This window comes from Flaviramulus aquimarinus (assembly GCF_039543205.1).
Lineage (GTDB): Bacteria > Bacteroidota > Bacteroidia > Flavobacteriales > Flavobacteriaceae > Flaviramulus_B > Flaviramulus_B aquimarinus.
Genome location: NZ_BAABJH010000001.1, coordinates 292,760 through 314,348, shown reverse-complemented (window position 1 = coordinate 314,348; position 21,589 = coordinate 292,760). Strand labels below are relative to the sequence as shown.

The window sequence follows — 21,589 nt, the reverse complement described above, 5'->3', positions numbered from 1 at the left end:
ATGCTTTATTTAATATTCATCTTCATTCCACAGATAATCTTCGTCTGTTGGGTAATCTGACCAAATTTCCTCAATTGAATCGTATGAGTCACCCTCATCTTCAATTGACTGTAAATTTTCAACAACTTCCAAAGGTGCTCCAGTTCTAATAGCGTAATCTATTAATTCATCTTTAGTTGCTGGCCAAGGCGCATCACTTAAATAGGATGCTAATTCTAATGTCCAATACATATTGTACGTGTTTAATTTTCTGCAAAAATAATTTTTTAGTTTAAACACACAAGAAAAAAATGAATTATTTCATATTGAACTTATTTAAACTTTTTCAATTTGCTAAAAAAATGCTTGTGAATTCATCTCAATAGTTTCACAAGATTTTTTAAACGTATGTAATCATTAATTATAAGAACGTATCTTTATGTGCTCTAAACCCTTGCAAATTATTTCTACGGTTTAATAAGTAATAGTCATGATTTTAACCTGATTTTTACTAAATAATCAAGTTTTAATTGGGTAACTATTTCTTTTCAGGAACCCATTTAATTTCATTGGCTTGCAAGTCAAAGGACAACTTTCGTGCCAATACAAAAAGATAGTCAGAAAGACGGTTTAGGTATGTTAAAGCATTAGCTTCAAAAGGTTCTAAATCGTTAAGGGCAGATGCCAAACGTTCGGCTCTACGGCAAACACAACGTGCTATATGACAGAATGACACCGTTTGGTGCCCGCCAGGTAATACAAAATGGGTCATGGGCGGTAAGGCATCGTTCATATTATCCATTTCCTGCTCTAAACGCTCAATGTCTTCCACAGAAATTTTATTGATATTAAGGCGTTCCTTTCCGTTTTTTAAAATAGCTTTTTCAGGATCAGTCGCTAAAATAGCACCAACTGTAAACAATCTATCTTGAATTTTGATAATTAAATCTTTATAATCTTGGTGGATATCTTGATCGCGAATCAATCCTAAATGTGAGTTTAGCTCATCAACTGTTCCGTAGCTATCAATTCTAATATGGTGTTTAGGTACTCGTGTACCGCCAAATAATGCAGTAGTACCTTTATCGCCTGTTTTGGTGTAGATTTTCATATGTTATGCAAGTTAAATCATTTCCTGCAAAGCTACAAAGCTGCAAAAGGTTTTGCTAAAAGTTAAGTCGGATTTTTATAAAAATTGCTTATTCAAAGCATTTCATGAATTAAAAGGGGCATGTTTTAAATAATTGTAATAGAAAACTATTATTTTTACGTTGAAAACCATACTTGAATAATGAAAAAAATTATAGTATCAATTTTACTGATTGTTGTTTCTTTTTTTTTAAACGCGCAATCCTACATTGGATTCCTTTCAGATAATTATAGTGGTGTACATGGCGTAATATCCAATCCTGCAAATATTGTTGATTCGCGTTTTAAAACCGATATAAACCTAGCTGGGACAAGTGTTTTTGGAAGCAATGATTATTTTGGTATTAATCTTTTTGATGCTACAAAGGATGGTTATAGCTTTGATTCAGAATCAAAAAAATCACCATTAGATGATAATAATGCAGCATTAAATATAGATATACTAGGCCCAGCGTTTATGTTTAATCTTTCTGACAAAAGTTCTTTGGCACTATTTACTAGAGCTCGGTCTTTTGCGAATATTAATGAAATTAATGGCGCAACTATTGCGTCTATTGATGATGATACTACAGATGATTATAATATAAATGAGGCAGATTTTAGTGTTTTAGGGCATGCCTGGGCGGAATTTGGTATTAGCTATGCCAGAGTCTTATTGAATAATAAGCAGCACTTTTTAAAAGGTGGTTTAACCTTGAAATATCTTCAAGGTTTAGGAAGCACGTATGCTACTGGAAATGAACTTATACTTAATTATGATGCTGATGGCACTGATATTGGGGGAGGACAAACTACTGGAAGTATATCAACAAGTGGTAATATAACTTATGCCCGATATGCTGATTTCGATAATGATGATTATGATTACGAAGTGCCTGATAATTCTGTAGGTTTTGGAGGGGATCTAGGTTTTATTTATGAGTGGCGACCTAATCATGCGGATTATAAAAAATCCGATACAGATAGTATTACTTATAAGTATAAAGATAAGAATAAGTACAAATTGAAAATAGGATTATCAATAACAGATATAGGTTATATAGATTATAAGGATGGTATAAAGGAAGGGTATAATGTCACTAATACAGCTGTTAGTGAAGATGAATATGATAATTCAGATGATTTTGGAGATTTTTTAAACACATTTTATACACGTACTAATCTAGGTATGGGTTACATCATTGATTTACCAACTGCATTGCATTTAAATGTAGATTGGAGTTTTAACAGTAAGCTCTTTTTAAACTTTAATACAGACCTTTCGCTAATATCTAAAGATAGAATAACGGCAAATCGTATTTCTAATGTCGTATCATTAATACCGCGTTATGAGCGTAAATGGTTTAGTTTTTATATCCCTTTAAGTGTTATAGAAAATAATGGATTTAGAATGGGTGCGGGATTGAGGGCTGGACCGTTATATGTAGGTTCAGGAACTGTAATTTCGGCATTTACAAGTGATAATAATAGAGGGGCGGATGTTTATGCAGGTCTAAAAATACCTGTATATCATAGTGCTTCAAAAGACAAGGATGATGATGGTATTATTGATAAATTAGATGATTGTCCAAAAGAGCCAGGACCAGTTGAAAATAAAGGTTGTCCTTGGGGAGATGCCGATGAAGATGGTTTATTAGATAATATTGATAAATGCCCAGAAGAAGGCGGTACACTAGAAAATAACGGATGTCCTTGGGGTGATAAAGATGGTGACTCAATTTTAGATAATGTTGATGCTTGTCCAGATTTAGTAGGAACAAAGGAAAACAACGGGTGTCCTTGGAAAGATACTGATGGCGATGGTGTTTATGATAAAGATGATATTTGTATAAACGAAGTTGGTACTGTAGCTAATAATGGCTGCCCAGAAGAAGTTATAGAAAAGCTTCAAAAAACGTTAGATGATTATGCTAAAGTTATTCTATTTAATCATGGAAAATCTTCTATTAAAGAAGAATCCACGGAAGTGTTATCTGAAATTATTGAAGTTTTAAATGCGTATCCAAATGCTTCATTTACCATAGAAGGCCATACAGATAGCATAGGAAGCTATGAACTAAACCAAAAACTGTCTGAAGCTAGAGTCAACAGTGTCAAGAACTTTTTAGTTAAAAACGGAATAGATGCAAGTCGATTAATTGCCATTGGATATGGTGAACGCAGACCAATTGCAACCAATATGTATAAAGATGGTAGAGCCAAAAACAGACGCGTGGAAATTAATTTAATTAAGAAGTAAAACTTATAAATAAGATATTATTTTTAAAAATCTCAGTGTTTAATTACGCTGAGATTTTTTTTAAATGTGTTAGATTTTACTCATAGAACTTAAAAAGTGAAATTCTATGTATTGATACTAAAAGTATAATATTAAAGTACCTATTATTGGGTATTTTTCTTGTTAAAGTGTAAAAAATATCTAAAAAAATGTGTTTTATCGATAAAAATGTTACTTTTGTCGATGAATTATATTTTAACCTAAACAAAAATTATGAAGAAAATTACTTTAGCAGTCTTGTTTGTTGTAAGTTCTTTTTGTGTAAAAGCACAGTCTTATATCGGATTTCTTACAGACAATTATAGTGGTGTCCATGGTGTGATATCCAATCCTGCAAATATTGTAGACTCACGTTTTAAAACTGATGTAAATTTAATTGGCGCCAGTGTATTTACAGGCAACGATTATTATGGTGTTAATGTGTTGGATGCCATTAAAGATGATTATGACTTCGATCTAGATGCTACAAAATCACCAAGCAATGACAATAATATTGCATCATATGCCGATGTTATGGGACCTTCTTTTATGTTTAATCTGAATAAAAAAAGTTCAATTGCTGTTTTTACCAGAGTTAGGTCTGTGCTTAATATTAATGAAATTAATGGAACCACAATTGATGTTATTGATGATGATGAAACGGATGATTTTATAGTAAATGAAGGTGATTTTAATGTGTTTGGTCAAGCATGGGCCGAACTTGGCGTTACTTATGCTAGAGTATTACTTAATAAAGAACAACATTTTTTAAAAGGTGGTCTTACTATTAAATATCTACAAGGAGCAGGAAGTGCTTATGCCTACGGAAAGAATGTTACAGTTAATTATGATTCAGATGGAACGCCATTAGGAGGTGGTCAAACAACGGGAAGCATATCATCCACTGGAGAAGTGGTTTATGGTCGTTTTGTTGAATTTGAAGAAGATGACTACGATTATGACCTTCCAGATAATGCAACTGGTTTTGGTGGAGATTTAGGTTTTGTTTACGAGTGGAGACCAAATCACGCCGATTATAAAACTACTAATGCCAAAGGAACACCTTATGTTCATAAACATGAAAACAAGTACAAGCTTAAACTTGGGCTTTCTATTACTGATATAGGTAGTATAAAATATAAAGATGGTATACAAGAATCTTTTGATATAACTAATACTGGTGTTAGCGAAGATGATATTAATGATGCTGAGGATATAGATGATATTTTAAATTCACTTTATACACAAACTGGTTCTGAAATAGGATATACAGCTACATTGCCAACAGCATTACATGTAAATGCAGATTGGAGTTTTAGTAAACGCTTTTATGTTAATTTAAATACAGACCTTTCACTTATCTCTAAAAAGAAAACCAATGCAAGTCGTATTTCAAACGTGGTATCGTTAACGCCTCGTTTTGAAAGTAAATGGTTTAGTTTCTATATCCCTGTTAGCGTTATTGAAAACAATGGGCTTCAAGCAGGAGCTGGATTAAGAACGGGTCCATTATATATTGGGTCAGGATCTGTTTTGTCTGTTTTAACTAGTGATAATACTAAAGGCGCTGATGTTTATGCGGGTTTAAAAATACCAGTATATCAAGCAAAGCCAAGAGATAAAGATGATGATGGTGTTATTGATAAATTGGATGACTGTCCTAAAGAAGCAGGTCCAATAGAAAATAATGGTTGCCCTTGGGGTGATAAAGATCAAGATACCGTCTTAGATAATGAAGATGAGTGTCCAGAAATAGCAGGACCGAAAGAAAATAAAGGTTGTCCTTGGGGCGATAAAGATGGTGATTCTGTGTTAGACAATGTTGATGAATGCCCAGAAGTAATAGGTGAAGCGGACAATAAAGGTTGTCCATGGCCTGATACAGATAAAGATGGTGTTTTAGATAAAGATGACCAATGTATAGATGTTGTAGGAACAGTAGCTAATAATGGCTGTCCTGAGGTAGCGCCAGAACCTATAGCACCAGAACCTGTAGTTACTCAAGAGGTTCAGAAAACTTTAAATGATTACGCAAAAACCATATTGTTTAATTCTGGAAAATCTTCTATAAAAGCAGAGTCTAATGAAGTTTTGTCGGAGATTGTTAAAATTTTACAAGAGTATCCAAATGCCAAGTTTTCAATAGAAGGGCATACGGATAGTGTTGGAAGTGATCTGTTAAACAAGAGGTTATCAGATTCTAGAGCAAATGCTGTTAAAAAATTCTTGATTAATAATGGTGTGGATCAATTCAGGTTAACTTCAAAAGGGTATGGCGAGAGCAAGCCTATAGCTAATAATGCAACCAGTTCTGGTAGAGAACAAAATAGACGCGTTGAAATTAATTTAGCTAAGTAAAAAAATAATTTTTATTAATATTTAGAAAAACCAGAGCTTAAATACTCTGGTTTTTTTGTTTAATTTCAATTAGTAGTAGAACCTTCAAAACTAAAAGGCAAAGCCCTAATTACAAAATGTTCCTTAACCTGTTCTTTCCTAAAAAATACGAATCCCCAGAAAAACGTATCAATAGTAATCGTGACTTTTGGATGTTGTTTTATAAACGCCCAAGCTTCAGTCATACCTTTAGACCAGTAAATATCATCGAAAATAAAAACGGAATCGTTATGTGCTGTTTGTAAAAGGGTTTTAAAATAGTTTAGAGTGGCTTCTTTTTGATGATTGCCATCAAAAAAAATGAGATCGTAATGGTTTGCACTCAGTTTTTTAATCTCATCATTAAAATTCCCATTAATAATGGTAGTATTTTTTGCGTGATGATTTTTTAAATGCTCTTTTGAAAATGTAGAAGTATTTATACACCCTTCAATGGTAGTAATATTGGCTTTGGGATTTCCTAAATGCATCGCGTGGGTCGCAATACCTAATGAAGTTCCTAGCTCTAATATGTTTTTTGGCTTAAAGTTGGCTATAAATCGGTATAAAAGCTTGGCTCTTTGGTTTGTTGTTCCAGCATTTTTAGCAATTAATGAAACACGCCTCTCATGTTGTTTCATGACTTGTGAGCCAGCGCCTAGATCCGTTATTTGTAATTTAGTATTGTTTTTAAGAAGTGTTTTCTTATAGTTTAAAATAGATTTGTAATTCTCATAAAAAGTTCTGTCATAAAAACACTTAGTTACTAAATGATATACAAAAGGAGAGTGAACCCCATGTTGATTGGTTGATTTTAGTATAAATTTTATGTATTGAACAAATTGATAAAACATGGCTATTCTTCAAGTTTCGATGAAAGCTCAAACCAACGACCTTCCTTTGTTTCAATAATGTCGATAATGTTTTGCAATTCATCAGATAACGTATTGATGTCGTCTTGAGTTAAATCTGGGTTATTAAACTTGCCTTCTATAGCTTTCTTATCAAACGCTAAAGTGTTTAATTTGCTCTCAATATTTCGTAATTCTTTTTCTTCGTTAAATGATAATTTTGAAGCCTCATTTTGTTTCCACGATTTATTGTCTTTTTTATCTTCTGATGATGTATTTGAAATTACAGGTTGGCTGTCTTCATAAACCCTAAAATCGGTATAATTCCCTGGAAAATCATCAATAATACCTTCGCCTCTAAATACAAATAAATGATCGACTACCTTATCCATAAAATAACGATCGTGTGATACCACAATAATACAGCCAGGAAAATCTAAAAGGAAACTTTCAAGAACGTTAAGGGTTACAATATCTAAATCGTTTGTGGGCTCATCAAGTATTAAAAAATTTGGATTCTGAATTAAAACAGTACATAAATACAAACGCTTGCGCTCGCCACCGCTTAATTTTTCAACAAAGTCATACTGTTTTTTTCTGCTGAATAAAAAGCGTTCTAACAGTTGTTGCGCACTAATTTGCCTACCTTTTTTTAATGGGATATAATCTCCAAATTCGCGAATAACATCAATGACTTTTTGTTCAGGTTTAATGGTAATTCCACTTTGCGTATAATATCCAAATTTAACGGTTTCGCCTTTTGTTATTTTACCAGAATCAGGTTGTGCTGTTTGGGTTAAAATATTTAAAAAAGTAGTTTTTCCTGTGCCGTTTTTACCAATAATACCAACACGTTCCCCTTTTTGAAATGTATAATTAAACCCATCAAGAATAGTTTTGTCTTTAAATGCTTTCGATACTTTATGGAACTCTAAAATTTTACTTCCTAAGCGCTCCATATTCAGTTCTAATTGCACTTCATGGTCATTCCTACGTTGATGAGCCCTGTGTTTTATATCTGCAAAATCATTGATTCTGGATTTAGATTTAGTGGTCCGTGCTTTAGGTTGTCTGCGCATCCATGTTAGCTCTTTCTTGAATAACTGTTTGGCTTTTCCAGTTTCAACAGCTTCAAGTTCAATTCTAGCTTCACGTTTTTCTAAGTAGTAGGAATAATTGCCCTTATAATTATAAAGCAAGCCTTCATCTAATTCTATAATTTCATTGCATACACGTTCTAAGAAATAACGGTCGTGCGTTACCATAAAAAGCGTAATGTTTTCTTTAGCAAAAAAAGCTTCTAGCCATTCAATCATTTCTAAATCTAAATGGTTTGTAGGCTCATCTAAAATCAATAAATCGGGTTTATTAATTAAAGCATTTGCTAAGGCCAAACGCTTTTTTTGTCCACCAGAAAGTGTACTTACTTTTTGGCCTAAATTGTCAAGTTTTAATTTAAAAAGTATTTGTTTGTAAAGCGTTTCAAAATCCCAAGCTTGGTATTGTTCCATAGCTTCAAAAGCTTGTTGGTACACTTCCGTGTCGTCTGGGTTTAAAAGTGCTTTTTCGTAGTTGGAAATGACTTTTAAAATAGTATTATCACTTGCAAAAATAGTTTCTTCAATAGTCAGTGTATCATCAAATTTTGGATCTTGTGAAAGAAATGATACTGCTATTCCTTTACGGTAAATTATGGCACCAGTATCTGGTTGATCATCACCAGAAAGGATATTTAAAATAGAGGTTTTTCCAGTACCATTTTTTGCAACAAAAGCAATTTTTTGGTCTTTGTGCACACTAAATGATATGTTTTCGAAAAGAGCGAGTTCTCCGTAAGATTTTGATATGTTTTCAACAGTTAAATAATTCAATGGCTATTCTTTTTTGCAAATAACGGACAAAAAACCAAAAAATCAGTCATAAGTTTTATTGTTCCCAACGAAAACTTATATTTGTGATAAATCAATTGCCTCAGTATGAAGAGATGTTTTCTTGTTGTTTTGTTAGCTGTTAGCACTGTGTTTGTTTCATGCATAACAAATAAAGATGTTGTTTACTTACAGGATAAAGGAGTTAGAGGCATAGATTCGTTACTTATTAAAGAATTACCAAAGCCATACCGGGTACAGGTTAATGATATACTGAGCATTAACGTAAAAGCATTAGACCCAGAACTTGTTAGTATATTTAATCCTATTGAAACCAATAATGGGTTGTCTCAAGGCGGTGTAGGCGGGCTTTATTTTAGTGGATTTACAGTAGATTTACACGGTAATATTGAGTTTCCTGTTTTAGGTAAAATCAACGTGTTGGGTTTTACTATTTCTGAAATAAGAGATAAAGTGGAAAAGGAGCTTTTAAAGCAATATTTTAAGACTTCTGCTGAGATTTTTGTAACAGTAAAACTAGCTGGATTAAAATATACGGTTACAGGCGAAGTTTCAGGTTCAGGCGTCTACACCTTATTTCAAGACCGCGTGAATATTATTGAAGCTTTAGCAAATGCTGGTGACATTGCAGAGACAGGCGATAGAAAAGATGTTTTAGTTATTAGGCAATACCCCGATGGACAAAAAATACATCATATAGATTTAACAGACATTAAAGCCATGAAATCCCCGTTTTATTTTATACAACCCAATGATATTATTTTGGTTAAACCTTTAAAAAGAAAAGCTTTGGGAGCTGGGCAAACTGCTATACAAAATATAACAACTATTTCCTCTATTTTGTCTGTACTGGTGTCTACTTATTTTTTAACAAGAAATCTTTAAAGTCTGGATTTATGGAAGAAGAATTCTATGTTACAGAATCACAATCGAAAGCATCATTTGATATTAAAGCCTTTTTATTTAGAGTTTTAAGTTATTGGAAATTATTCGTTCTATTTATTAGTATTGGTATTTTTATAGTATACCAACAAAATATTCGAAAACAACAGTCTTATAGATTAAGTACACAGATTTCAATTGAAGAAGAGTCTAACCCTTTATTTACATCAAATACAAGTTTAACATTTAATTACGGAGGTGTTTCTGGTAAAGTGCAAACAATGATTACTTCGTTACGATCACGTTCTATTCATGAAAAAGTGGTTGATAATATTGAATTTTATATTACATATTTAAAACAGTCAAGGTTTAGGAAAGATGATATTTATACAGATGCACCATTTAGAGTTCATTTAACCCCAGATACTAATCAGTTAGTAGGTGTTCCCATTAAAGTTACGTTTCTTGAAAATGAAAGGTATGAGCTTTCTATTAATTTTGAATCTAATTTAGCGAGAACCCAGAATTTTACAAGCAAAAAAAAATCTAATATTGATGTGCCTCTTGGCGTGTTTAAGAAACAGTATAGCTTTGGAGACACCATAGACCTCCCTTATGTAAATGGAATGCTATATTTAGCAGAAGGAAGAACGGTTATACCAAATGAAGAATACTTTTTTAAGCTTAGTAATTTTGATGCAGTTGTGGCCAAATATCGAAAAAAGCTAGTTATAGATAACCCTAGGAATTCTGCAATTATAAACTTAAGTATGGTAGATGTTAACAAGGCCAAAATTGTTGACTACTTAAATGAAACCGTTAAAGTTTTAAGCGAAGATCAATTAAGCAGAAAAAACCAATTTGTTACAAATACCATTAATTTTATTGATAAACAATTAGATAGGGTGAAATCCCAATTGACTTTAAATGCAGACTCATTAAACAGATATAAGCAAAAAAACAAGATTTTTAATATAGATGAAAAAAGTGTAACCATAAATAGTAAACTTTCATCGTTAGAACTCGATAAGGATGATATAAACAAAAGATTAGCCTATTATATCAGTTTGAAATCGTACCTACAAACAAGTAATGCATTTACTGAGGTTCCAGCGCCATCCGTTGCAGGAATTGAAGATGCCAATATACTTGCCAATATTGGAAAAATAAACAATCTATCTGTACAGAAATCCAAGTATGGCTCTACCGTTAGAAAAGATGCCACTATTTTTGCAGATCTTAATAGACAAATAGAAGGCTTAAAAACAGTACTTTTAGAAAACATTAGTTCTGCTAGTAATGAATTAAAAAGAGAGTTGAGCACCGTCAATACAAAAATAGCAATTGAAGATGCTAAAATGAGAAAGCTGCCAAAAGCTCAGCAAAGGTTGTTTGATATACAACGCCAATATACATTAAGCGAAAAAACATATAATGTTTTTTTGGCGAAAAGAGGCGAAGCCGATATCATAAAATCAGCAAGCGTTTCTGATATTTTGATAATTGATCCCGCAAAAGATACTGGCGCGACACCTATAGACTTAAAGTTGAGTTCACGATATTTATTTGCTATAATAGGTGGTTTGTTACCACCATTATTACTCGCTTTTTTATTAACTTTTTTTGATAATAAACTGCATAACCCACAAGTGCTAGAAAAAATATCTAGTATACCATTATTGGGTGTGGTTGGTAAAAATGATTTAACCAATAATATGGCTGTTCATTTAAAGCCAAAATCTACAATAGCAGAGGCCTTCAGGTCAATACGCTCTAGTTTGCAATATTTCTATAAAAAACACAATTTAGAAGGGACTAAAACAGTTATGGTTACATCATCCGTAAGTGGTGAAGGGAAAACCTTTTGCTCTATTAATATTGCTACGGTTTTTGCTATGAGCGGGAAGAAAACTATTCTGGTAGGTTTAGATCTTAGAAAGCCCAAGATATTTGGTGATTTTGATATTAAAAATGATATAGGTGTCGTTAATTATTTAATCGGACAAAAAGATATTGATCAAGTTATTCAAAAAACAAAAGTGCAAGATTTAGATGTTATTACTTGTGGACCGATTCCCCCAAACCCTTCAGAATTACTCATAGGGGAGAAAATGGATATGTTAATCAAAAACCTAAAAAAAACGTATGACTATATTGTTTTAGATACACCGCCCATTGGTCTTGTGGCAGATGCTTTTGAGCTTTTAGAATATGCAGATGCTTCTATTTATGTAGTAAGACAAGATTATACCAAAAAAGGGATGGTAAATCTTATAAATGATAAATACAATAAAGGTGAAGTAAAAAATATAAGTTTTATTTATAACGGTTATGCCCAAAAAGGTAAATATGGTTACGGATATGGCTATGGTTATGGATACGGTTATGGCTATGGTAGCTATGGTAATGGTTATAATGATGATGAGACTTTGAAAAAATCATTTTCATCAAAAATCAAATCTTTTTTTAAGATTAGTTAAATTAATAGCATATTTAAATTGAATAGAAAAAAGGAAGCTTGGTTATATACCATTTCATCAAAAAAAGCGGTTATTGATTTAAACCTTAAAGAGATTTGGAGGTATCGTGATTTGCTATTGCTTTTTGTAAAACGAGATGTTATTACCTTGTATAAACAAACCCTTTTAGGACCACTGTGGTATCTCATTCAACCATTAATAACCTCAGTGATTTTTACAATCATTTTTAATGGTATAGCCAATATTGAGATAAGCGAAGGCATACATCCTTTTTTGTTTAACCTCGCAGGTGTTACGATTTGGAATTATTTTTCTGAATGTCTAAAAGGCACCAGTGATGCTTTTAGGAAAAACCAAGGTATTTTTAGTAAAGTTTATTTCCCAAGGGTAATCATGCCGCTTACAACTGTGATTTCTGCTTTGATTAAATTTGGAATTCAATTTTTAATATTTGTCGGGTTTTATGTGTTTTTTAGTTTAAATAATGAAGCCGGTAGCATAGCTTTTGAAGCTATCTGGTTATTGCCAATTTTGGTTCTCGTAATGGGATTACTTGGACTGGGCTTAGGCATGGTAATTTCTTCCATGACAACTAAATACCGAGATCTTACTTTTTTAGTAGGTTTTGGAGTTCAGTTATTAATGTATATTTCTGCAGTCATGTATCCCATAGATGCAGCAGTACAAAAAATAGCTAATAATTTTCCTGAAATGGCACCCTTTATTAATCCCATAATAAAAAATAACCCATTAGCTAATGTCATTGATACGTTTAGATATTTGTTTTTCTCCCAAGGGTCATTTTCTGCTAAAAGTATTATACTAACCTTAGTCGTTACTTTAGTTATCACTTTAATTGGTTTAATTATTTTTAATAAAACCGAAAAATCTTTTATTGATACTGTATAAAATGAAAGACAATTCTATTATTTTAAAAATTGAAAATATAAGTAAGCAATATCGTTTGGGCTTAGTTGGTACAGGAACGATTACCCATGATTTAAATCGCTGGTGGCATAAAGTTAGAGGTAAAGACGATCCATACTTAAAAATTGGGGAAGCGAACGATAGAAGTGTTAAAGGCACCTCAGAATACGTCTGGGCATTAAAAGATATTAATTTTGAACTCCGGAAAGGTGAAGTTTTAGGGATTATAGGAAAAAATGGAGCAGGTAAATCTACCTTGCTAAAAATATTATCTAAGGTTACAAGCCCAACTACTGGTGAGATTAAAACAAAAGGTCGTATAGCCTCATTATTAGAAGTAGGTACAGGCTTTCATGGCGAAATGACTGGAAGGGAAAATATATTTTTAAATGGCGCAATTTTAGGGATGACCAAAAAAGAAATCACCTTAAAAATAGATGAGATTATTGAGTTTTCAGGTTGTGAGCGTTATATAGATACACCCGTAAAGCGTTATTCATCAGGAATGACAGTGCGTTTAGCTTTTGCAGTAGCAGCTTTTTTAGAACCTGAAATTTTGGTAATTGATGAGGTTTTGGCAGTAGGTGATGCCGAATTTCAGAAAAAAGCCATTGGAAAAATGCAGGATATTAGTAAAGGCCAAGGAAGAACGGTTCTTTTTGTTAGTCACAATATGGCCGCAGTAAAAAGTTTATGTAGTAGAGGGATTGTTTTAGAAAATGGATATACCTCTTTTGAAGGTGATATAGAAAGTTGTGTTGAGTATTACCTTGCTAACAACATTGAAAAAAACACCAATTTAACCTATTCGGCTAATGATAATAATGCATTCATTAAAAAAATAAAAATAAAGGAAAAGCTTATTGCTTCAGGTGATAATTTAAAAATTCAATTTCAATTAAATTCAAAGTATACAGGTAAGATAAATATTCATCTTGGCGTGTATAATTTTAATGACGAAAAAATATTGCACCTATCATCAGAGTATTTTAATGAAGGATATATAGATCAAAGCAATGAGAACCACGTTTGTGAAATTCAAAGAAATCCATTGCCCCAAGGATTTTATTATATAAATATTGGTGTAATTAGAGATAATATTGAATTAGAACGATTGAAAAAGTGTTTAATTATTGAAGTTATAAATAGCGATTTTTTTAACTGTGGTGTTATTTTGAAACCAACAGCATTAAAATCTAAATTTTTAGCTGAATATAAATGGTATTAATTCTGTTATTTTAAATTAATTTACCAGACCAAAGACACTGAATTATTAGACCATGATTAAAGTAGCACATTTCGGAACATTTGATGTAGATAATTATGGAGATTTGCTTTTTCCGCACATAGCAGAATATAGGTTACCTAAATATCAATGGGAACATATTTCGCCAACAAACAATCCTACCGTATTTAAAGATGCTAAGCCAATTGTTTCTTTTGAAAAAGCTAGAAATAATGTATTTGATGCCATAGCTATAGGAGGTGGCAACATTATACATTTATTAGATAATCACAACACCGTTTATAATAATATAACAGGGTTTTCATATGCCAACCTTTGGGTTGGAGCAGCCAAAATGGCTATTGAACAAAAAATCCCCTATATATTTAATGCACCAGGTATATCAAAAAACTTCAATAGATATATAAAAAAAAGAATTGCCTCAGCCACATTTAAAAATTCAAATTATGTCGCTTTTAGAGACCGATTTAGTAAAGAGATTGCGTGTAGAACATTTAAGAATAAAACAATTTTTGAAAGTAAGTTAACTGTTGTACCAGATACAGCATTTGAAATCAATAAGCTATGGCCATTAGAAAAAACCAAAGTTTCTGATTATATAACTGTAAACTTAAATGAGCGCTACCATATTAATATTGAAGAAACCGCGTTAGGTTTAGACCAGATATCTAGTAAGCTTAAAATGCCCATTAAACTAATTGTTATTGGTGATTGCCATGGAGATAAAGCATTTACAATTAAGGTTTCTAAAAAAATGAAATCAGAACATACGATTGTAAACTCCGATGAACTTAAAAAAGTTGCCCAAGTTATAGGCCATGGTAAACACTTTTTTGGATCATCAATGCATGCCTTTATAACAGCATTGTCTTATGGTATTCCAGCATTATTGGTTTTAAATAAAAAACCTTTAAATAAGTTTATAGGATTGTTGGAAATAGCAGCGTTAGAAAGTAACGTTATCTGTAAATCGTTTGATGAAGCTTTGAAAAGAACTAATTCGCCAGCAATTTTGTCAAAAAAAGCAAGACAAAAGATTCAGTCAGATTTAAATACACATTGGAATAAAATAGATGATATCATTAAACAGAGGAAGTCGTCAACTTTTAGCTTATATATCATTATATTCGAAAAACTATTGAATTTAAATCTTAAGTTCTATAGAATGCTAAGTAAATTTCGCTAAAAAAAAGTATGACTGTTTATATTATAATTATAACCTATAATGGCATTAAATGGATTGAAAAATGCCTAAAAAGTTGTGAAAACTATAATGTAATAGTTGTAGATAATGCTTCTAATGATGAAACGGTATCCCATATTAAAGATAATTATCCAGAAGTTGATATATTGGAACTAAAAAAAAATTTAGGATTTGGAGCAGCCAATAATAAAGGGATAAGTCACGCTTTAAAAGCTGGAGCAGACTATGTGCTTTTGTTAAACCAAGATGCCTATTTAGAAAGTGGTACCATCAAAAAATTAATAGAAGTACACAAGAGTCATACGGCTTTTGGTGTTATAAGCCCAATACATTTAAATGGATTAGCCAATAAATTAGATAGTGGGTTTTCAAATTATATAACTTACGACAATAATAACTTCCTGTATTTTGATGCCATTAAAGGGCGTTTATCAGACATATATGAAGTCCCCTTTGTTAATGCAGCATGTTGGCTATTGCCAAAAAGTACTTTAAGAAAAATAGGAGGATTCGATCCTGTTTTTTTTCATTATGGAGAAGATGTTAATTATTGTCAAAGGTTAAAATATCATGGGTTAAAAGTTGGTGTTGTACCCAATGCATTTGTATTACATGATAGAGAACTTGTTAAAAAAGAAGCGCATAAAAAAAATAATTCGCGTCCAGATCTGTTTTATATTTTAAAATGGACAGATATAAATATTGAGAATAATGTTGAAGAGCGGGTATCACAATTAAAACACACACGGTTTTTATCCGTTTTAAAATTTAATTTTTTTAAAGTAAAATATTGTAATGAACAACTAAAATTAATTAATAGTAAAGTCCATGATATTAACAATAGTAGAAAAGTTAATAAAACATTAGGAATGCATTATATATAATTTTTTAAATAATTAATTTCAAAAAAACACCTGTTTTTGTATAAAAATAAAAGACTATGAGTTTTGCACCTATTGTAATTTTTGCATACAACAGACCTGTGCATTTGCAAAAAACACTTAATGCATTAGCATTAAATCAAGAGGCAATAGAAAGTAATTTGTACATATTTTGCGATGGACCAAAGCCAAATACAAATCCAGAGAATTTAAAAAATATAAACCAAGTTGTTAAAATAGCACAAACCGAAGAACGCTTTAAAAAGGTAAATGTAATTGTTAGCGATAAAAATTTAGGATTATCAAAATCAGTAATAAATGGTGTTACAAAAGTTATAGAGGCATATGGTAATATTATTGTTTTGGAGGATGATATTATAGTAGGTAAACATTTTTTAAGCTTTATAAACAAAGGTTTAGAAGTATACAAAAATGAAGAACGTGTTTATGGTGTAACAGGATATTGTTTTCCTAGTTCAAAACAAATAAAAGATCCAACATATTTTTTACCCATAATGAGTTCTTGGGGTTATGCCACTTGGGTGGATAGGTGGAATAAAATTAATTTTAATGGTTACGAACTATTAAAAGAAGTTCAAGATAGAAATTTACAATCCGATTTAATTTTTGGACATTTGAATTACTTTCAAATGTTAAAAGACCAAGTTGCAGGAAAAAATGATTCATGGGCCGTAAGATTTTATGTTTCAATGCATTTTAATAAAGGTGTTTTTCTTTTTCCTAATAAACCCTTATTGCAAAATATTGGGTTGGATGGTAGCGGACTTCACTGTTTAACAGAAGATCATAAAACCGTTAATGATAATTTTATAAGTACCACCAACATTGGCATTAAGAAATTAAATATAGAAATAAAATCCCATATCATTAAAAAAATAAAAAGGGGTAATTTTAAAAACAATACCGCTTTCATGCAGTTACTTAAGAAAAAAATCAGAAAGGCCATTGCACCCGAGATTTTGCAATTAATAAGGCGTAAGTTTCAATTTAAGCAACAAAAAGAGTTAAATCGGTTGATGCAATTGCCAAGGTTTAAACAAACCAGTACAACTCTACTAGGTAAACAAATGGTAGTAGCAGATGGGGCCTCGTACGCTTTTATGTTTAACGAAATATTTCAAGAACACATTTACAAATTCAACACATCAAATAGAACACCTTATATTATAGATGGCGGTGCTAATATTGGGATGTCAACAATTTATTTAAAAACACAGTTTCCAGAATCTAAAATAGTTTCTTTCGAACCAGACGAAGGGATTTTTAAAATATTTAAAAAAAATATAGAGACTTTTGGGTTTAAAGATGTCAGTTTAATTAATAAAGGACTTTGGAATGAAGACACACAACTATCTTTCAATTCCGAAGGAGCAGATGCAGGCGCAATTAGCTTTAAAGATATTAAATCAAAAACCTTAAATACCGTTAAGGTTGTTGACTTAAACCCATATTTAAATCAATCCGTTGATTTTTTAAAATTAGATATTGAAGGTGCAGAGACCGTTGTGTTAAAATCTATTGAATCTAATTTGCATTTTGTGGAAAGGATTTTTATAGAATATCATTCTTATATTGACGAAGAACAGACCATAGGTGAGATAGTTGAAATACTTAAGAAAAATAATTTCAGACTATATATATCTGCAGGGCTATCAAGTAAGGCACCTTTTGTTAGAGTAAATACCTATAGAGATATGGATATGCAGTTGAATATATTTGGGATAAAAAATAAATAAAGTGAAAATCTTAATTGTAAATACATATGATTATGGCGGTGCAGCAAATGCATGCCTAAGATTGCACGATGGACTTTTAAAAAGCGGCGTGGACTCTAAAGTCATATTAATGCAAAAGAGCAACCGAATACCTAAAACCTACCTTGTTCAACCAAAGCAGAAAACGTTATTTCAAAAAGTAAAAAAACTATTTCGTAAATCGTTGATAGAATTAAAAATCAAAAAAAAGAAAACGAGTAAAGAAGAGGCCTTTGTTAAGCATAGATCATCAAAATTAGAACTTTTTAGTTTCCCTTTTTCAGATTATGATATTACAGAAAATGAATGGTATAAAGAAGCTGATATTATTAATTTACATTGGGTAGCAGGTTTTTTAGATTATAAATCTTTTTTTAAAAAAAACACAAAGCCTGTGGTTTGGACCTTACACGATATGAACCCATTTACGGGAGGCGAGCATTATCTTGAAACCATTATAGACATGGATACTCAGGGTAACCCCATTTTAAGAGAAAAAGAGGCTGTAGAAAACCAATATGAAACCCATTATTTAAACTTTAAAAACCAGCTTTTTAAAAATAATAAAAACATAACCATTGTAGCACCCTCAAAATGGTTAGTCAATGAAGCTAAAGCCAGTTCGGTTTTTACAAGTAGTAAAGTATTGCATATACCTTATGGTATAGATAAAAATATTTATAACTTAAGAAATAAAGACTTTTCAAGAAACGTTTTAGGTATTCCTAAAGACAAAAAAGTTGTTTTGTTTGTAGCAGAATCTATAAATAATAACCATCGTAAAGGGTTTCATTTTCTTAAAAAAGCTTTTGCTGAGTTAAAGGATGATAATGTTGTTTTATGTGCTGTTGGTAGTAAAAAAGTGGCAATCAAATCACTAAATAACTTAATAGAATTAGGGGTGATAAATGATGAAAAAATGATGAGTATGGCATATTCAGCAGCCGATGTTTTTGTTATACCATCATTAATGGATAATTTGCCAAATACTGTACTTGAATCATTAATGTGTGGCACACCCGTTATTGGTTTTGCAGTAGGAGGTATTACAGATATGGTCCAAAACGAAATTAACGGATATTTAGTCAATACTATTAATTCAGAAGCACTAAAAAATACCCTGTTGAAGTTTTTAAATAACGATGTTGTATTTAATTCTTCTGAAATAAGGTCTAAAGCTATAGAGAATTACGATTTAATGCTCCAAGCTAACCGTTACATTAACTTATATAAAAGTATTTTGAACTAAGCTAAAAACATCAAGTTTGAAGATTTCTATCATTACAATTAATTATAACAACCTGGAAGGGCTCAAAAAAACAGTTAACAGTGTTAAAAGTCAAACCTATACAGATTTTGAATATCTAGTTGTAGATGGTGGATCAACTGATGGAAGTGCTGATTATCTTGAGAGTCATAACGCGATGTTTGATTATAAGGTTAGCGAGCTAGATAACGGTATTTATCATGCCATGAATAAAGGCGTAAAAAAAGCAAATGGTGAATATGTGTTGTTTTTAAATAGCGGTGATTATTTTTATAGTTCAAAAGTTTTAGAAGAAAACCACCTTCAAATAAAAGAACAAGACATTATTTATTTCAATCTTCAAGTTATTGAAGGAAACAAGACCTTTATAAAGGAGTATCCAGATTTGCTTTCGTTTTCATATTTTGTAAAAGACACATTGCCACATCCAGCCACTTTTATTAAAAAAGATATTTTTGTTAGAACTGAATTCTATAAAGAAGATTTTAAGATCGTATCAGATTGGAAATTTTTTATGGATGCCATTTGTAGATATAGCGTTACATACAGACATGTTAGTAAACCTTTGTCAACATTTTTAATAGGAGGGATGAGTTCTGATCCAAAGAACAGCGTTATTAAGCAAAATGAAATAAAGGAGGTTTTAAACACCTACTATTCGGCCTATATGCAAGATTTAGATGATGTTATTACCTTTAGAAATACGTTGAATAATTTAAGAGCCTCAAGAATTATAAAACTTTTAATTAAACTAGGGTTTTTAAATAAATTTTAAAGATGGATGAGCTAGTTTCCATAATCGTTCCGTGCTACAACCAAGCAAAGTTTTTAGAAGAGACTTTGCAATCTGTAATGGACCAAACTTATACCAATTGGGAATGTATTATCGTGAATGATGGTAGTACAGATAATACAGAAGCTGTTTCGCTCCGTTGGTGTAAACTTGATGAAAGGTTTAAATATTTGTCCAAAGCCAATGGCGGTCCATCCACAGCTAGAAATGAAGCTATAAAAATTAGTAAAGGAAATTTTATCCTGCCATTAGATGCAGATGATTATATTTCTAAAAATTACTTAAATAAATTACTTCCAGAATTACAGAACAATAAATCATTAGGAATTATATCTTGCTACACTAAGTTTTTTAGTGACGATATAAATAAAGCCACTTATGAATTAAAGCCCAAGGGCACGAATTGGAAAAATCTATTATATGTAAACCAATTAATAGTAACATCCTTATACAGAAAAGAATGCTGGCAAGAGGTAGGAGGTTATGATGAAGCTATGAAAGAAGGTTTTGAAGACTGGGAATTCTGGATAGCCGTTACTAAAAGAGGATGGAATTATAAAGTTATGGATTCATTTTTATTTTTTTACAGAAAGGCAAAAATATCAAGACAAACAGATGCTATAAAACATCATTTTGAAAATTCAAAAACATATATTTTTACAAAACATAAAGAATTATATGTTGAAGATTTTGATAATTTTATTAAAGTATTGTTATACGATATTAAAACCCATAGGACTGAAACTATGAAAATAAAAAATTCATTTGAATATAAATTGGGTAAATTAATGACCAAACCTTTTAGAGCGATAAGAAACCTATTATTAAAACAGGAATAATGATATCGGTAGTCATTAGAAATAAAAACCAAGATCAAGCACTCGCTTTTCTGCTTAAAAATTTAACAGAGCGCTATATAAATGATATTGGAGAAATTATAGTCATAGATAATTTATCGACCGATAAAAGTGAGGCCGTTTCGAATCAGTATGGAGCAAAATTTATTACCATAAAAAACTTTAGCTATGGCGGCAGTGCTAATTTTGCAGTAAAGCAAACTAAGTTTCCAATTATAGTTATGTTTAGTGCACATTCTTATCCAGTAAGCCATGATTTTTTTAAACTGATTAAGCTTAAGTTTAATCATAACCCTAATTTAGCAGGTGTGCGATGTTTGCATAATCCAAATGATTATACAAATTTTATTAATAAGATTAATGCGAAGGAAGATCCAAATAAATCAGGTTTAATTTTTTCAGGATCAGCTTTTAGTAAGCAAGTTTGGGAGAAATTTCCTTTTAAAGAAGACGTTGCAACTTTTGAAGACAAAGAGTGGACGGTTCGTGTTTTAAAAAGCGGCTATGAAATTGATTTTGTAGAATCTATTTTTTGTTATCAAATAAAAAGAAGTAAAAAGCAATTGTATTTCAGATTTAAAAATGATTTAGTTGGTAATTATCAGCTTTGGCATAAAGATGTTAGTTTTTTTAAAGCATCCAAAGGTTTTGTAATGTCGATAATAAGATTGATTAAAGGGTTTTTTATCGATTTTTGGTATGCCGTATTAAAGTATATACATAGTGTTAGATTTATGTTTAATAAACCAGATAAGTTTTAATATTGCACCATCTAT

17 protein-coding genes are annotated in these 21,589 nt (G+C 31.3%); 13 read left to right on the top strand and 4 right to left on the bottom strand.

Annotated elements, in window-relative coordinates; all coding sequences use genetic code 11:
* Positions 1–9 precede the first annotated feature (9 nt).
* Both ABD941_RS01405 and ABD941_RS01400 read right to left on the bottom strand, forming a co-directional pair.
* The gene (locus ABD941_RS01405; protein WP_019387375.1) at positions 10–231 is read right to left on the bottom strand and encodes a DUF2795 domain-containing protein; all 222 of its coding nucleotides are present in this window, start codon (positions 229–231) and stop codon (positions 10–12) included.
* A 286-nt stretch (positions 232–517) separates the two neighbouring features.
* Positions 518–1,090: a cob(I)yrinic acid a,c-diamide adenosyltransferase gene (locus tag ABD941_RS01400; RefSeq protein ID WP_345272159.1), complete on the bottom strand. Its 573-nt coding sequence runs from the start codon at positions 1,088–1,090 to the stop codon at positions 518–520.
* Positions 1,091–1,270: 180 nt separating this feature from the next.
* Here ABD941_RS01400 and ABD941_RS01395 point away from each other — a divergent pair, with 180 nt between their 5' ends.
* Both ABD941_RS01395 and ABD941_RS01390 read left to right on the top strand, forming a co-directional pair.
* Positions 1,271–3,367, top strand: a complete 2,097-nt coding sequence (locus ABD941_RS01395; RefSeq protein WP_345272158.1) for a DUF5723 family protein — start codon at positions 1,271–1,273, stop codon at positions 3,365–3,367.
* Positions 3,368–3,619: 252 nt separating this feature from the next.
* A complete protein-coding gene (locus ABD941_RS01390) occupies positions 3,620–5,743 on the top strand; it encodes a DUF5723 family protein (RefSeq protein WP_345272157.1) in 2,124 nt (707 codons plus the stop codon).
* A gap of 65 nt (positions 5,744–5,808) precedes the next feature.
* Here the strand turns inward: ABD941_RS01390 and ABD941_RS01385 are convergent, their stop codons facing one another.
* Together ABD941_RS01385 and ABD941_RS01380 are read right to left on the bottom strand one after the other, a co-directional pair.
* A complete protein-coding gene (locus ABD941_RS01385) occupies positions 5,809–6,615 on the bottom strand; it encodes an O-methyltransferase (protein WP_345272155.1) in 807 nt (268 codons plus the stop codon).
* Between the two features lie 2 nt (positions 6,616–6,617).
* Positions 6,618–8,483: an ABC-F family ATP-binding cassette domain-containing protein gene (locus ABD941_RS01380; protein ID WP_345272154.1), complete on the bottom strand. Its 1,866-nt coding sequence runs from the start codon at positions 8,481–8,483 to the stop codon at positions 6,618–6,620.
* A 105-nt stretch (positions 8,484–8,588) separates the two neighbouring features.
* On the opposite strand from ABD941_RS01380, the gene ABD941_RS01375 reads away from it, so the two are divergent.
* Genes ABD941_RS01375 through ABD941_RS01325 form a run of 11 tightly spaced genes read left to right on the top strand, consistent with a single transcriptional unit; the run spans position 8,589 to position 21,574 of the window.
* Entirely contained in the window at positions 8,589–9,386 is a 798-nt protein-coding gene (locus ABD941_RS01375) for a polysaccharide biosynthesis/export family protein (protein ID WP_345272153.1), read from the top strand.
* Between the two features lie 11 nt (positions 9,387–9,397).
* Complete coding sequence (locus tag ABD941_RS01370; protein ID WP_345272151.1) at positions 9,398–11,863, top strand: exopolysaccharide transport family protein; 2,466 nt, start codon at positions 9,398–9,400, stop codon at positions 11,861–11,863.
* An 18-nt stretch (positions 11,864–11,881) separates the two neighbouring features.
* The gene (locus ABD941_RS01365) at positions 11,882–12,772 is read left to right on the top strand and encodes an ABC transporter permease (protein WP_345272150.1); all 891 of its coding nucleotides are present in this window, start codon (positions 11,882–11,884) and stop codon (positions 12,770–12,772) included.
* A gap of 1 nt (position 12,773) precedes the next feature.
* Positions 12,774–14,018, top strand: coding sequence for an ABC transporter ATP-binding protein (locus ABD941_RS01360; RefSeq protein ID WP_345272149.1), 1,245 nt, complete (start codon positions 12,774–12,776; stop codon positions 14,016–14,018).
* A 52-nt stretch (positions 14,019–14,070) separates the two neighbouring features.
* Entirely contained in the window at positions 14,071–15,222 is a 1,152-nt protein-coding gene (locus ABD941_RS01355) for a polysaccharide pyruvyl transferase family protein (protein WP_345272148.1), read from the top strand.
* 8 nt (positions 15,223–15,230) lie between these two features.
* The gene (locus ABD941_RS01350) at positions 15,231–16,124 is read left to right on the top strand and encodes a glycosyltransferase family 2 protein (RefSeq protein WP_345272147.1); all 894 of its coding nucleotides are present in this window, start codon (positions 15,231–15,233) and stop codon (positions 16,122–16,124) included.
* A gap of 56 nt (positions 16,125–16,180) precedes the next feature.
* On the top strand, positions 16,181–17,878 hold the full coding sequence (locus ABD941_RS01345; protein WP_345272145.1) for an FkbM family methyltransferase: 1,698 nt from the start codon (positions 16,181–16,183) through the stop codon (positions 17,876–17,878).
* Between the two features lies 1 nt (position 17,879).
* Entirely contained in the window at positions 17,880–19,145 is a 1,266-nt protein-coding gene (locus ABD941_RS01340; protein WP_345272144.1) for a glycosyltransferase, read from the top strand.
* A 16-nt stretch (positions 19,146–19,161) separates the two neighbouring features.
* Positions 19,162–19,938 carry a glycosyltransferase family 2 protein gene (locus tag ABD941_RS01335; RefSeq protein WP_345272143.1) on the top strand — a complete coding sequence of 259 codons (777 nt, stop codon included), beginning with the start codon at positions 19,162–19,164 and terminating at the stop codon, positions 19,936–19,938.
* A gap of 2 nt (positions 19,939–19,940) precedes the next feature.
* Positions 19,941–20,795, top strand: coding sequence for a glycosyltransferase family 2 protein (locus tag ABD941_RS01330; protein ID WP_345272142.1), 855 nt, complete (start codon positions 19,941–19,943; stop codon positions 20,793–20,795).
* On the top strand, positions 20,795–21,574 hold the full coding sequence (locus tag ABD941_RS01325; protein WP_345272140.1) for a glycosyltransferase family 2 protein: 780 nt from the start codon (positions 20,795–20,797) through the stop codon (positions 21,572–21,574). Before ABD941_RS01330 ends, ABD941_RS01325 begins: the two co-directional genes overlap by 1 nt.
* Positions 21,575–21,589: the final 15 nt, after the last annotated feature.

Coding starts and splice junctions, on each gene's coding strand:
- ABD941_RS01405 (WP_019387375.1), bottom strand. CDS start 231: ATGTATTGGACATTAGAATTAGCATCCTATTTAAGTGATGCGCCTTGG.
- ABD941_RS01400 (WP_345272159.1), bottom strand. CDS start 1,090: ATGAAAATCTACACCAAAACAGGCGATAAAGGTACTACTGCATTATTT.
- ABD941_RS01395 (WP_345272158.1), top strand. CDS start 1,271: ATGAAAAAAATTATAGTATCAATTTTACTGATTGTTGTTTCTTTTTTT.
- ABD941_RS01390 (WP_345272157.1), top strand. CDS start 3,620: ATGAAGAAAATTACTTTAGCAGTCTTGTTTGTTGTAAGTTCTTTTTGT.
- ABD941_RS01385 (WP_345272155.1), bottom strand. CDS start 6,615: ATGTTTTATCAATTTGTTCAATACATAAAATTTATACTAAAATCAACC.
- ABD941_RS01375 (WP_345272153.1), top strand. CDS start 8,589: ATGAAGAGATGTTTTCTTGTTGTTTTGTTAGCTGTTAGCACTGTGTTT.
- ABD941_RS01370 (WP_345272151.1), top strand. CDS start 9,398: ATGGAAGAAGAATTCTATGTTACAGAATCACAATCGAAAGCATCATTT.
- ABD941_RS01360 (WP_345272149.1), top strand. CDS start 12,774: ATGAAAGACAATTCTATTATTTTAAAAATTGAAAATATAAGTAAGCAA.
- ABD941_RS01355 (WP_345272148.1), top strand. CDS start 14,071: ATGATTAAAGTAGCACATTTCGGAACATTTGATGTAGATAATTATGGA.
- ABD941_RS01350 (WP_345272147.1), top strand. CDS start 15,231: ATGACTGTTTATATTATAATTATAACCTATAATGGCATTAAATGGATT.
- ABD941_RS01345 (WP_345272145.1), top strand. CDS start 16,181: ATGAGTTTTGCACCTATTGTAATTTTTGCATACAACAGACCTGTGCAT.
- ABD941_RS01330 (WP_345272142.1), top strand. CDS start 19,941: ATGGATGAGCTAGTTTCCATAATCGTTCCGTGCTACAACCAAGCAAAG.
- ABD941_RS01325 (WP_345272140.1), top strand. CDS start 20,795: ATGATATCGGTAGTCATTAGAAATAAAAACCAAGATCAAGCACTCGCT.